Source organism: Coprobacillus sp. AF33-1AC (assembly GCF_003475785.1).
Taxonomy (GTDB): Bacteria; Bacillota_I; Bacilli_A; order Erysipelotrichales; family Coprobacillaceae; genus Faecalibacillus.
Genome location: NZ_QRQB01000004.1, coordinates 19,078 through 32,422, shown reverse-complemented (window position 1 = coordinate 32,422; position 13,345 = coordinate 19,078). Strand labels below are relative to the sequence as shown.

General features: G+C 29.0%; 13 protein-coding genes and 1 other annotated feature. Of the genes, 11 read left to right on the top strand and 2 right to left on the bottom strand.

Features of this window, described 5'->3' with window-relative positions:
• The first annotated feature begins 11 nt into the window (after positions 1-11).
• From DWZ53_RS02675 to DWZ53_RS02650, 6 genes are all read left to right on the top strand, one after another.
• A complete protein-coding gene (locus DWZ53_RS02675) occupies positions 12-1,262 on the top strand; it encodes a chloride channel protein (RefSeq protein ID WP_118431748.1) in 1,251 nt (416 codons plus the stop codon).
• A gap of 37 nt (positions 1,263-1,299) precedes the next feature.
• Positions 1,300-1,499, top strand: a binding site (T-box leader).
• 32 nt (positions 1,500-1,531) lie between these two features.
• Positions 1,532-2,764, top strand: a complete 1,233-nt coding sequence (gene tyrS / locus DWZ53_RS02670) for a tyrosine--tRNA ligase (RefSeq protein WP_118431746.1) — start codon at positions 1,532-1,534, stop codon at positions 2,762-2,764.
• A gap of 80 nt (positions 2,765-2,844) precedes the next feature.
• Complete coding sequence (locus DWZ53_RS02665; RefSeq protein WP_118431744.1) at positions 2,845-4,002, top strand: cell wall metabolism sensor histidine kinase WalK; 1,158 nt, start codon at positions 2,845-2,847, stop codon at positions 4,000-4,002.
• Positions 3,995-4,699, top strand: a complete 705-nt coding sequence (locus DWZ53_RS02660; RefSeq protein ID WP_118431742.1) for a response regulator transcription factor — start codon at positions 3,995-3,997, stop codon at positions 4,697-4,699. The genes DWZ53_RS02665 and DWZ53_RS02660 overlap by 8 nt, the downstream gene beginning before the upstream one ends.
• 90 nt (positions 4,700-4,789) lie before the next feature.
• Positions 4,790-5,659 (top strand): DUF368 domain-containing protein, encoded by an 870-nt coding sequence (locus tag DWZ53_RS02655; protein WP_118431741.1) that lies wholly within the window; start codon positions 4,790-4,792, stop codon positions 5,657-5,659.
• A gap of 1 nt (position 5,660) precedes the next feature.
• A complete protein-coding gene (locus DWZ53_RS02650) occupies positions 5,661-6,212 on the top strand; it encodes a phosphatase PAP2 family protein (protein WP_118431739.1) in 552 nt (183 codons plus the stop codon).
• Here DWZ53_RS02650 and DWZ53_RS02645 read toward each other — a convergent pair.
• Positions 6,209-6,955 carry an ATP-binding protein gene (locus DWZ53_RS02645; RefSeq protein ID WP_199589045.1) on the bottom strand — a complete coding sequence of 249 codons (747 nt, stop codon included), beginning with the start codon at positions 6,953-6,955 and terminating at the stop codon, positions 6,209-6,211. The genes DWZ53_RS02650 and DWZ53_RS02645 overlap by 4 nt on opposite strands.
• Positions 6,956-7,050: 95 nt before the next feature.
• Between DWZ53_RS02645 and truB the strand changes: the two genes are divergently transcribed.
• From truB to DWZ53_RS02630, 3 genes are read left to right on the top strand one after another with little or no spacing between them, the layout of a single operon-like run.
• Entirely contained in the window at positions 7,051-7,893 is an 843-nt protein-coding gene (gene truB / locus DWZ53_RS02640; RefSeq protein WP_118431737.1) for a tRNA pseudouridine(55) synthase TruB, read from the top strand.
• Positions 7,893-8,807 carry a bifunctional riboflavin kinase/FAD synthetase gene (locus tag DWZ53_RS02635; RefSeq protein WP_158568165.1) on the top strand — a complete coding sequence of 305 codons (915 nt, stop codon included), beginning with the start codon at positions 7,893-7,895 and terminating at the stop codon, positions 8,805-8,807. The genes truB and DWZ53_RS02635 overlap by 1 nt, the downstream gene beginning before the upstream one ends.
• 38 nt (positions 8,808-8,845) lie before the next feature.
• On the top strand, positions 8,846-9,688 hold the full coding sequence (locus tag DWZ53_RS02630) for a DMT family transporter (protein WP_118431733.1): 843 nt from the start codon (positions 8,846-8,848) through the stop codon (positions 9,686-9,688).
• Here the strand turns inward: DWZ53_RS02630 and DWZ53_RS02625 are convergent.
• On the bottom strand, positions 9,670-10,305 hold the full coding sequence (locus tag DWZ53_RS02625; RefSeq protein WP_158568163.1) for a gamma-glutamyl-gamma-aminobutyrate hydrolase family protein: 636 nt from the start codon (positions 10,303-10,305) through the stop codon (positions 9,670-9,672). The two genes, DWZ53_RS02630 and DWZ53_RS02625, sit on opposite strands and share 19 nt — an antisense overlap.
• A gap of 98 nt (positions 10,306-10,403) precedes the next feature.
• Between DWZ53_RS02625 and DWZ53_RS02620 the strand changes: the two genes are divergently transcribed.
• Together DWZ53_RS02620 and DWZ53_RS02615 are read left to right on the top strand one after the other, a co-directional pair.
• Positions 10,404-12,146: a septation ring formation regulator EzrA gene (locus DWZ53_RS02620; RefSeq protein WP_118431729.1), complete on the top strand. Its 1,743-nt coding sequence runs from the start codon at positions 10,404-10,406 to the stop codon at positions 12,144-12,146.
• A 65-nt stretch (positions 12,147-12,211) separates the two neighbouring features.
• On the top strand, positions 12,212-13,345 hold the full coding sequence (locus DWZ53_RS02615) for a cysteine desulfurase family protein (protein WP_118431727.1): 1,134 nt from the start codon (positions 12,212-12,214) through the stop codon (positions 13,343-13,345).

Sequence of the window (13,345 nt, the reverse complement as noted above, 5' to 3'; positions counted from 1 at the left end):
AGGGGGAAATTATGTTTTTAGAACAATTTTTATCTGACTTAAAAGAAAATTTGTCTTTTATTACACGATGTTTGTTTGTTGCTGTTATTCTTGGTGGAATATGTGGTGTTGTTGGTGCGGCTTTTTGCTTGTCGGTTAATTATGTAACTGAATTTCGAAATGATAATGCATGGATTGTTTATTTATTACCACTTGGTGGTATTTTGATTGTGTATTTATATCGCAGTGTTCATCTAGCATGCGAGCCTGGAACAAATACGATTATTAAATCTATTCGTCAACAAGATAAAGTTCCTGTTTTGTTGGCACCGGCTATTTTTTTAGCGACAGTGATTACTCATTTGGTTGGTGGTTCTAGTGGACGAGAAGGAGCTGCTTTACAAATTGGTGGCTCTCTTGCTACTGCATTTGGAAAAATGATACATGCTGATCAAAAACAAATGTCGATATTAATTATGTGTGGTATGTCAGCGGTTTTCTCTGCATTATTTGGAATGCCTATTACAGCAACTTTATTTGCTATGGAAGTAGTCAGTGTTGGAATATTTTATTATGCTGCATTTGTACCTTGCTTGTGCAGTAGTTTGATAGCTGCTGGGGTGGCACGTTATTTTGGGTGTCATCCTGAGTCGTTTAAGATAAGTAAACTACTTCATATCAATGTGATGAGCTTTTTTAAGTTATTGTTTTTTTCGTTTTTTATTGCACTTTTTTCTATTATTTTCATTATTATGATGCATTATGGACATAAGTTGTTTAAAAAATGGATTGAAAATGCTTATCTTAGAGTATGTGTTGGATCACTTATTTTATTAGTTTTAGTTTTCTTTTTTGGACATGATTATTTGGGTGCAGGAATGAACATTGTTGAAAATGCTATGACAAAAAACGTTCATTATTATGACTTTATTTTAAAGGCTATTTTTACGGCGGTTACAATTGGCTGCGGATTTAAAGGAGGAGAAATTGTTCCTACTTTCTTTATTGGAGCGACACTTGGATATACAATAGGTATGATTATTGGTATTGATCCTCATATTGGCGCATCATTAGGATTGGTTTCGATGTTTTGCTGTGTTGTAAACTGTCCAGTTACAAGTTTAGCGCTAGGTATTGAAATGTTTGGTGGTTTAAACTTTGTTCCATTTGCTATCGTTGTTGCTTTTGGCTATGTTTTATCGGGCTATTTTAGTTTATATCAAGCACAAAAAATTGTGTATTCAAAAACATCACCTTCGTTTATTAATAAAAATGCGAGTTGAGAAGGTTGACTTTATTAATAAAATTTTTTATGATTAGATTACAGCAATGAAAGAGACAAGTAGTTATATTGATTTGTTTAGAGAGTCTATGGTTGGTGAAAATAGATCAATAGATATAATGAATACACTCTGGAGCTTCTAAGTGAAAAGCTTAGACGGTGGAAACATCGTTATCAAAATAGGAGAGTATGTAATAATACATAAATAAAGGTGGTACCGCGAGAATTCGTCCTTTGATGAATTCTTTTTTTATTTTAATGGAGGAAATTATGGGAATTTATGAAGAATTAGTATGGAGAGGATTAATCAAAGATGAAAGTTCTCCAGAATTAAAAGAAAAATTGAATAAAGGTGGCATGACTTTTTATATTGGAACTGATCCTACAGGTGACAGTTTACATATTGGTCATTTCTCGTCATTTTTAATTAGTAAAAGATTAAAAGATGCAGGTCATAATCCAATATTATTAGTTGGTGGTGCGACTGGATTAATTGGTGATCCAAAACCTGATACTGAACGACCAATGATTACTAAAGAACAAGTTCAACATAATTTTGATTGTTTAAAAAAACAAGCACAAGATATATTTGGATTTGAAGTTGTTAATAACTATGATTGGTCAAAAGATTTAAACTTTATTGATTTTTTAAGAGATTATGGAAAATACTTCAATGTCAATTATATGTTAAATAAAGATATTGTAAGAAGAAGATTAGATTTAGGAATTACTTATACTGAGTTCTCTTATATGATTATGCAAGCAATGGATTTTTATTGGTTACATGAAAATAAAGATTGTCAAATGCAAGTTGCTGGACAAGATCAATGGGGAAACATTACTGCAGGAATTGAACTTATTCGTAAAAAAACAGGGAAAGAAGCTTATGGATTTACAATGCCTCTTTTAACTAAAAGCGATGGTACAAAATTTGGTAAAACAAATGGAAAAGCTATTTGGTTAGATCGAGAAAAAACATCACCATATGAAATGTATCAATTCTTTATTAATTCAGAAGATGATAAAGTAATAGATTATTTAAAATTCTTAACTTTCTTGACACCTGATGAAATTAATGAATTAGAGGAAAAAAATAAAATACAACCTCATTTACGTGAAGCACATAAAGCTTTAGCTAGAGAAGTCATTACTTTTATTCATGGGGAAGAAGCTTACCAAGAAGCATTACAAGTTTCACAAACATTATTTTCAGGACAAATTCAAAATTTAACACTAAGTCAAGTAAAGGCTGCTTTTGAAGGTGTTCCTACAGTAGAAACTAAAGAAAATCAACTTAATATTTTAGATGCCTTGATTTTAGTTGGCGCAGCTAAATCTAAAAGAGAAGCAAGGGAATTTGTTAATGGTGGATCAGTTTTAATTAATGGTGAAAAAATTAAAGATATTGAATTTGTTGTCTCAAGAGAAAATGCTTTTGGTAATGAAGCAACAGTTATTCGAAGAGGTAAGAAAAGATATTTTGTTTTAAAACATATTGATTAATGTAAAGAATAAGTAAAGTTATGGTTATAACTTTACTTTTTATTTTTGATTTATACAATGGATTGTAGGTGGTGGTTTTAATGAAAGCAATGTCAGTAAAAAAAAGAATATTTATTTCTAATACAATGATGGTATTACTTACTTTAATTTCTTTTTTTGTAGTTAATATTTTGTTTTTAAAATTTTATATTAAAATGATGGAATCAGATTTAATTCTTTCTGCAAAACAGATTATGATGACAAAGGGAATAGAAGATTTTGTAGAGTTTCTTACTCTTCATAGTAATAAGTTTCTTTTTTTATTTGTTATAGATGGATTAGTTTGTATCTTTATATTATTTATAATAAGCCAGTTATTTACATATCATCTTTCTAAAACGATTATGACACCATTAAATTATTTAACAGAAGCAACATCTAGAATTAAAATGAATGATTTAACAAAACCTATTGAATATGATGGTGATGAAGAATTTAAAGAAGTCATTCAGACGTTTAATGAAATGCAAAGTGATTTATTAGAATCTTATTTAAAAAATCAAAAATATGAAAAAAGCAGAGATGACATGATTGCGGGAATTTCTCATGATTTAAGAACACCATTAACGGCTATTAAGGGTACAATGAAATGTTTAATTGATGGTGTTGTTGATACACCGGAAAAGAAAATGCAGTTTATTCAAATGGCTTATGCTAGAAGTGAAGAAATGGAACTGTTGTTAGATCAATTATTTTATATATCTAGGCTAAAGACAAATCATATATCTATAAACAAACAATTTATAGATCTCAATCAATATCTAAATCAATATGTTTTATCTAAACGAAAGGTATTGCCTAATTATGTCCACATCATATTGAAATCAGTCGATGCAATTACAATTAATGTGGATGGCATGCAATTACAGCGTATTTTAGACAATTTAATTGAAAATAGCATCAAATATGTAGATAAAGATGTAGTTGATATTCAAATAGAAGCAATCAAGTGTGAAAATGAAGTAGAAATATGTTTGAGTGACAATGGAACAGGAGTTTCTACAAATCAATTAAGTAAAATATTTGAAGAATTTTATCGTGTTGATCCTTCAAGAAATGATAAAGAAGGGCATGGCTTAGGTTTATATATCGTTAAAAGTTTAGTGGAATTAATGAATGGACACATTGAAGCAACAAATGATAGGGGCTTATGTATAAAAATGTACTTTAAGTTAGAAAGGGAAGATGGGAATGGATAATAAAAAAATACTTATTATAGAAGATGACGCAGATATTGCATTAATTGAAGAAACATATTTAAAAGCTTCAGGATTTGATCCATTTGTTTTAAATGATGGATTGGAGATAAAACAATATTTAAGTCAACATCATGTAGATCTCATTATTCTTGATTTAATGTTGCCAGGTAAAAGTGGATATCAAATATGTAATGAAATAAGGCAAGAAGTCGAAGTCCCAATTATCATGGTTACAGCGCGAAATGAAATTCCTGATAAAATAAAAGGATTTGGTCTGGGAGCTGATGATTATCTTTCGAAGCCGTTTGATCCTTCGGAATTGGTTGCTCGTGTTAATGCTCATATTCGTCAATATCAAAGAATAAAACGATCTCATCAAGATGAAAATCAAAGTCATGGAATTATAAAAGTGAAGGATATTACCATTAGGCAAGATAGCTGGCGTGTATTTAAAGAAAACAATGAAATCAAGCTTCCTCCTAAAGAATTTGAACTGTTAGAATTTTTAGCTATGCATCCTAATATTGTTTTTGCTAAAGAAGATTTATTTGAAAAAATATGGGGATATGATTATATAGGGGATAGTGCAACGGTGATGGTTCATATTAATCGAATAAGAGAAAAAATAGAAGATGATTATAAAAATCCCCAAATTATAGAAACAATTTGGGGTGTAGGATATCGTTTGAATAATTAAAAATGATTGTTTAGAAAATGTTTAGATTTTACCTCCTTATTATTTAATATTCATTGTTATGATGAAATTAAAGTTAAGGAGGTTTTATTTATGTTAAAGATTGCTTTTAATGGCTTTATGATGGCACTAGCTGATAGTGTACCTGGAGTTTCTGGGGGTACGGTAGCATTTATAATGGGATTTTATGATCGTTTCATTTCATCTATTTATGATTTGTTGTATGGAAATATAGAACACAAAAAAAGCGCAATATGTTATTTAATTAAATTAGCGGTAGGGTGGATCTTTGGTATGCTGCTTGCAGTGATTATTTTATCATCGTTGTTTGAAAAACAAATATATCAAGTAAGTTCATTGTTTATTGGTTTTATATTAGGATCAATCCCCTTAATTATCAATGAGGAAAAAGATACATTTAAACAATTAAAGAAGGGAATTTTATTTTGTGTATTAGGAATAACTGTTGTAGCACTGATTACTTTTGCTAATAGTTATCTTCATATGCAAGAAATGAAGATGTCCCAATTATCATTGAGTTTATTTTTAAAGTTATTTATTGTGGGAATGTTAGCTATTTCAGCTATGTTTTTACCTGGTATTTCTGGCTCAACAATCTTGCTCATTTTTGGAGCATATATACCAGTTATAACATCTATTAAAGAAATTATTTCTTTACATTTTTCTGCATTTGGTTCACTAGTTGTTTTTGGCTTTGGAGTGCTGTTTGGTGTTTTTACAGTTGTTAAATTAATTAAATATTGTTTAGAAAAATATAAAGTGCAGACTTTATTTATGGTGCTAGGAATGATGATAGGTTCTTTTTATGCTATTATTATGGGACCTACAACATTAGCTGTTAAACAATTACCATTAGACTTACAACACTTTCATATTATTTACGCTTTAATCGGTTTAGCGTTAGTTTTATTTATGCAATTTATAAAAGAAAGAAGTGAATAATATGAACGGGGAATTAATGTTTTTAAACTTGATACAAAAAATACGATTTCCATTATTGGATACAATTATGGTTTTTATAACACACTTAGGGGATAAAGGGTTGATATGGATTGGACTTACCACAATTCTTATTATTTATCGTAAGACAAGGACGTTGGGCTTGATGATGTTATTAAGTATTATAATTGATTTAATTTTATGTAATGGTTTATTAAAACCACTTATTGCTAGACCACGTCCTTTTGTTTTTAATCCTCATATTAATCTACTTATTGCTAAACCTAATGATTATTCTTTTCCTTCGGGACATACAGCCATTTCTTTTGCGGTTGCAGGAATATGTTATCTTTTAAGACAAAAAAGATTATTTACATCAACTTTGATATTGGCTTTGTTAATGGGAATTTCTCGTATGTATTTATATGTCCATTATCCTAGTGATATTTTAGGAGGAATGCTTGTTGGATATTTATCTAGTTGGTTAGCTTATCGTTTTTACAATCAAATACAAAAATATAGTCAAACACAAAAAAAGAAGATTCCAATGCATTAATCTTCTTTTTTTCTTGGCTCTTTATGCCATAACATTGTATTTTCCTCATTAGATAGAGATGTTAATAAATTAGTTTTAGCTTGTGGATAAGTCTTATATATTGAGTGAAGAAGTTGTTTGAATTCTTCTCGCTTTGTATGTTTATCTGCTGGACAGGTAGAAATAACGATGGGAACATGTGCTTCATTGACAGCAGCAATGATATCATCTTCATTTGCATAAATAAGAGGTCTTATAAAATTCATTTGTGTTCGATCTAAATACATTTTAGGAGTAAATGTTGCAATTTTACCTCCATAGACCATATTCATAAGTAAAGTTTCAACAGCATCATCACCATGATGTGCAAAAGCAACTTTATTACAATCATATTTTTTTGCTCCAGCAATCACAAGTGCTTTTTTAAATTTTGAACACAATGAACAAGGTAATCTTCCATCATGAGTAAGATTTCTTTTCAATATTTCGTATACTTGACTTGGTTCGTGATAAAGTTCAATATTGTTTTTCTTACAAAATTGATCAGCCTCACTAAAATCCATATTACCAAATCCCATATCAATATGGACACCTATGACATCAAATTTGACGGATGCAAATTTTCTATATAGAGATAAACAATAGAGTAATAACATAGAGTCTTTTCCACCAGAAACGCCAACACATATTTTATCTCCATCTTCAATCATTGAATATTCTTCATCGGCTTTTCGAATACAGCCTAATACTTTTTTCATTGTCATTTATATCACCATTTTTTATTCTATAGATTATAACGAAAGAAAGCAATCTCTTTCATTATATTTCATTATTTGTTAAAATAAGTGCGGTGATGAAAATGAATGGAATTATTTTGGTTAATAAACCAAGTGGATATACGAGTCATGATATTGTAGGTATATTAAGAAAAAAATTGAAAACAAAAAAAGTGGGACACTGTGGGACTTTAGATCCAGATGCTACAGGAGTTCTGGTTGTGTGTGTTAATAAGGCAACAAAAGCGATTCAATTTTTAACAGCTGATGATAAGGAGTATATTGCAACGCTATCACTAGGAACAAGTACGGATACTTATGATGCTAGTGGTAAAGTGATAGAATCTAAAGAAGTCCAACCAATAAAAAAAGAACAAATTGAAAATGTTTTAAAACAATTTGTTGGTTTTCAAAAGCAAATGCCACCTATGTATTCAGCTATCAAAGTAAATGGAAAAAAATTGTATGAGTATGCACGTGCTGGAGAAGAAGTTAAAGTTGAACCAAGATCCATTACGATTCATGATATTCAACTATTGGATTATCATGACCATCTTATAAAAATAAAAGTATCTTGTTCAAAGGGAACATATATACGTTCTTTATGCGTGGATATCGCCAAAAAACTAGGTTATCCTGGTCATATGGCAAAATTGATAAGAACATGTTCGGGTGATTTTAAAATAGAACAATGTGCAACGCTTGAAGAAATAGAGGCTGGTGATTTTAATGTGATTACATTAGATGAGGCATTAAAATGTTATCCTCAGTATGTTGTTGAAGATGAAAATATTGTTTTTCATGGTAAAAAGATTAAAAGTGATTTAACAGGTATGGTTGCTATTTATAATAAAGAAGGACATGTTCTTGCTATGTATCAAGATGATGGACAAGGTTATTTAAAAAATGTAAGAGGATTATGGTAATGGAAATTGTTCATATTAAATTAAATGAAACTTATCATCTTTTGCCATCTGTTTTAGCGATTGGTTTTTTTGATGGTCTTCATTGTGGCCATATGAGATTGATAGATCAGGTTTTAAAAGTAAGTGAAGAAAAATCGTTAAAAAAAGCATTTATGACATTTGATGTTCATCCTAAAACTGTTTATTTAAAGGAAAAAACGACTTATTTAATGACAATGAAACAAAAAGAAATAATGTTAGAAGAATTAGGGTTTGATTACTTTTTGATTATTGATTTTAATGAAGAAGTTGCAAAACTTTCGCCAGAACAGTTTATTCAAAACTATTTTATCAATCTTAATGTAAAACATGTTGTATGTGGTTTTGATTTTACTTTTGGATATCGTGCAAAAGGAAGGGCGGATCATTTAAAACAATTGTCTCAACATTTTTATGATGTGGACATTATTGATGAATATGATATGAATGATCAAAAAGTATCTTCTTCTTGTATCAAAGAGTATTTGCATCAAGGTGAAATTGAAAAAGCAAATCAGATGTTAGGAAGAAACTATTCAATTATTGGACAAGTTATTCATGGCAGACATAATGGTCATAAAATAGGTTTTCCAACTGCAAATGTAGATTATGGACACTATGTGACCATGAAAAAGGGTGTTTATGGTGTTTATGCGTACTATCAAAACAAACGCTATTTAGCTATGGCTAATATTGGTTATAATCCTACTTTAGGTGCTTTAAATAAAATGTCATTAGAGGTTAATATCTTCGACTTTAATCAGGATATTTATGATCAGGTAATAAAAATCGAGTTTTTGTTTAGGGTTCGTGATGAATGTAAATTTGAAAATGTTGATGCGCTTATTAAACAATTAAAAAAAGATAAAGAAAGTATTATTTGTCGATGTGATTAATACTTTCTTTTTTTGTTTATAATTGATAAGGTGATGATATGATTTATTTTTATTTGGTTATTGCAGGTGTAATATGGGGGTTAAATATAATTGTCGTAAAAATGAATAGTTTGTTTTTTCATCCTCTATTTTTAATTTGTTTAAAAATGATTATTTCAACACTTTCAATGGGCATTTATTTAGGTTTTACACATCATCGTTTGATAAAAGTTTCTATTAAATATATGATTATTGATGCTAATTTGGTTAATGTTTTAAATTTTGTTTGTACTTATTTCGCCATTTTTTTATTGTCTGGTTGTACCAGTGCAACATTGAATTGTTTATCACCCATTATCATGATTATACTTGTTTTTATTTTTGAAAGAAAAATATCTTATCAAGATATAATTTTACTGGTTTTAGGTTTGCTTGGTTTTTTGATAACAATACGTTTTCAAGTAAAAAGTTTATCAGTAGGGCATTATCTGATGCTAAGTGGACTTGTTTTATATAATGGTGGCAATTATCTTATGAAGAAGCGGGAACTTCAAGATGTTTTGGTTTATAATTTTTATTTGTTATTTTTAAGTATGATTGAATTAATTATAATTTGTGCTTTTATCAATCAAAACATGATTATTAAGACAGTTGACACTTTATCGTTATGGCTGTTAATACTGACCTCAGGAATAGGGTATGCATATATTCAATCTATTTATTTTCTAGCAATCAAACAAATAGGCGTGATTAAAACTTCTTTCTTTTTAAGTTTAAATCCAATTTTTACATGTCTTTTCTCATTTTTTATTTTACATGAACAAATGTCACAGTATGCTATTGTTGGCTTTTTGGTGATTGTTTATACATTGTTTTTAAAGTATCATTTTTCTTCCAAGTAATCATCAATCATATTTAGTAGTGGTTCTTGATTCATTTTTTCTGGGTGCCATTGAAAAGCAAGAATGTTTTTTCCTTCAATAGCTTCAATAATGCTATCAGAACTATAGGCAGTGATTTTTAAATGTTTTCCTAACTGGTCGATTGCTTGATGATGATAAGAATTGACTTGTATTGGATGAGGAATATATTGACTAAGTAAAGAATTTTTGACGGGATAAATGAGATGTTGGGTACCTTGATGATGGACGATATGTTGTTTTAACGTGCCACCAAAATAGACATTGATTGTTTGAATGCCTCTGCAAATACCAATAATAGGTTTTTGGTTTTGAATAAAGTAATCAATCAGATGTAATTCAATTTCATCAATGGATAAGGTTTCATAGGCTTCAAGGTGATGACAATTTTGATGATAAAAGTGAGGATGAATATCTTTGCCACCAGTTAAAAGTAATCCGTCACTTAATTGTATAAGTAAATCTAAATTTGTTTTTGATAAATCATAAATGGATATTAAATCTATTCCTTTTTGCTTTAAATAATCAAAGTAATTCTTATAAAGGTAGAAGGTATCTTTATTTTTGGTTCTAAGAAGGGTAAGTAATAGTTTTGACATGTTTTCTCCTTGTGAGTTTGTTGCCTTAAGGTTTGGACAATAACTAGACATTATGGTATAATTTTTTTAAGAAATTTTAATTAAAAGAGGTTGGAAATATGTCTTTAAATAAGATACTCATGTTATTAAGTAATAAATATGTTTTTTTTGGAATTATCGGTTTTTGTGTGCTTATTGCCTTTATTATAGTTTATCGTTTAATTAAATTAAAAATATATCGTAAAGATGTTGTTGAATTAGAAAATAGGATGAATGCAATTAAAACATTACCTGTTCAATACCGTTTAGGAAGAGTCAAAGGTATTTCTAAAAATATGCCTGAATTAGTTGATAAATATAAAGCTTACGCTAGTGAATATCAACAATTAAATGAATTTTTAAATAATGATATCGTTGCTTTGTTAACAGATATTGATGAAGCTTTATTCTACCGTAAATTAAAGGGTGTAAAAAAAGATATCGAACAATTAACACAGGAAATTAATGATTATGAAACACGTTCTAAAGAATTGCTAAAGAAAATAGAAGTGATTACCGAGATTGAAAATGTACAGCGTTTAGAAATTATAAAGGTAAAAGAAAAGTATCGTGCGACGAATGATACTTATGCAAGTGTACGTTTTAAAATAGAAGACTTTGTTCCTATTATTCCTCAAACTTTTGAAAATATTGATCAACGTTTTGTTGATTTAGAAAATGATATGAATAATCAAGATTTTGATTCAGCAAAGAAAAAGACAGCAGCTATTAGTAAAGATATTGATTTATTAGATGCTAATTTACGGGATTTACCTACTTATATTTCTATTGTTAGACAGTATTTTCCAAAACGTATTGAAGAATTGAAACGCATGATTGCAAACATGAAGGAACATGATTTTGCATTAGAAAGATTAAATACTTCAATTAGAATGAATAAAATTGAACAAGACTTAGAAAATGTAACGGCTGATATTAAGTCTTTAAAACTAGAAAATGTAGGTCAAACTATTGAAGTGATGACCGAAGACATGAATGAACTTAACAAAGATTTTGAAAAAGAAGAAGCTGCATATGAAGTATATGCACATAAAAGAAATGAATGTTATCAATTTGTTCAAAAGGTTGAACAAGGTTTAACAAAAGGAGTCAAATCGTTAAATTCTTTAAAGAAAAATTATATTTTAGATGATTATCCAATAACTGTCGAAGAAGATTATGATCAGTTTAAAGAAGTTTTAGATGAACTGGGTGAAGTAACACGTGTTATTGAAAGTAAAGATTTTTCCTATGCATCTATGATTGAACAACTTGACGCAATTCAAAAGAAAGCACAGCCTTTCTATGATTCATTATTAAAATATAATGAAATTGATGAATCATTAAAGATTCAAGAAAAAAGAGCAATGGATGAATTAGATAACATTAATATTGTTCTATTAGAAATTAAATCAGAAATTAAAAATAAACATTTACCAATGATTAGTGAATCGTATAAAGATTATATTGAAGATTCTTATCAAAAAGCAGATGCTATTTTGAATTTTATTAGAAAAAGACCTATTGATCTTGCGAGTTTGTCATCACAAGTGGATGCAGCAAGAGATGTGATTTATAAATTATATGATAATGTTCATAATTTAATTGTTACTGCTGAAATGGTAGAAGATGCTATTGTTTACGGTAATCGTTTTAGATCATCATTCCTTGAAGTCAATACAGAACTTACTAAAGCAGAACTATTATTTAGAAATGGTGAATATACTAAAGCTTTATCAACAGCAGTAGAAATTATTGAAAAGATCAAACCAGGATCTTATGAAATGTTAGTCAATAAAAATAGTCCTAAAACAAGTGAATAGGACTATTTTTAACGCTTTTAGTCATATATCAACAATGATGGAATAAAATAGATAAGGAGGCTAAAATGATATATTTAGATTATGCAGCAACAACACCTTTAAACGATGAGGTTTTGAATACTTATTATCAATTATTGCAAAAATACTTTTATAATGCTGATAGTATTTATCATAAGGGAATTGAAGTTAATCGCTTAATGGAAAAATCTAGAGATTTAATTGCTTCAATGTTTCGTGTAAAAAATAATGAAATTATATTTACGAGTTGTGGTAGTGAAGCCAATACAATGGCTATAAAAGGGATTGCTTTTCAATATCAAAATCGAGGTAAACATATAATTACAAGCGCAATTGAGCATTCATCGGTCTATGAATGCTGTAAACAATTGGAATCGGTTTTTGGCTTTGATGTCACATACTTACCAGTTGATCAAACTGGACATATTTCAATTCAAGATTTAAAGGAGAGTATTCGTGATGATACAATACTCGTATCAATTATGGCTATTAATAATGAAGTTGGAGCGATTCAACCTATTGAACAAATTAAAGAAGTTTTAAAAGATCATGAATTGGTTAAATTACATGTAGATATGGTTCAGGCTTTAGGAAAAATGCCAATTGATTTAAAAGGCATAGATTGTGCATCTTTTTCGGCTCATAAAATTAATGGGTTAAAGGGAAGTGGTATATTATATAAAAATGAACATACAAGTTTAGTATCACTTATTAATGGGGGACAACAAGAATTCTCATTACGAGGGGGAACAAGTAATGCTTGTACAAATATTGTTTTTGCTAAAACATTAAGACTTGCATTGGAAAATCAAAAAGAACATTTAGAAAAAGTGGAACATCTAAATCACTATTTAAGAGATATTTTAAATGATATTGATGGCGTTTTTATTAATAGTGGTGGAATATGTTCACCAGCTATTATTAATTTTTCTTGTATTGGTTATAAACCGGAAGTAATTTTACATGATTTAGAATCGAAAGATATTTATATTTCAACACGTAGTGCATGTAGTTCTAAAACAAGCGATGTATCTAGAGTCATGAAGGCTCTTCACATTGATCAAGAACGTGCTAAAAGTGCTTTAAGAGTGAGTATAAGTTATTTGACAAATGAAGAAGACCTTGATAAATTTGGGTATTGTTTACAAGAAACGTTAAAGAACATTAAGAAACAGAGGTAA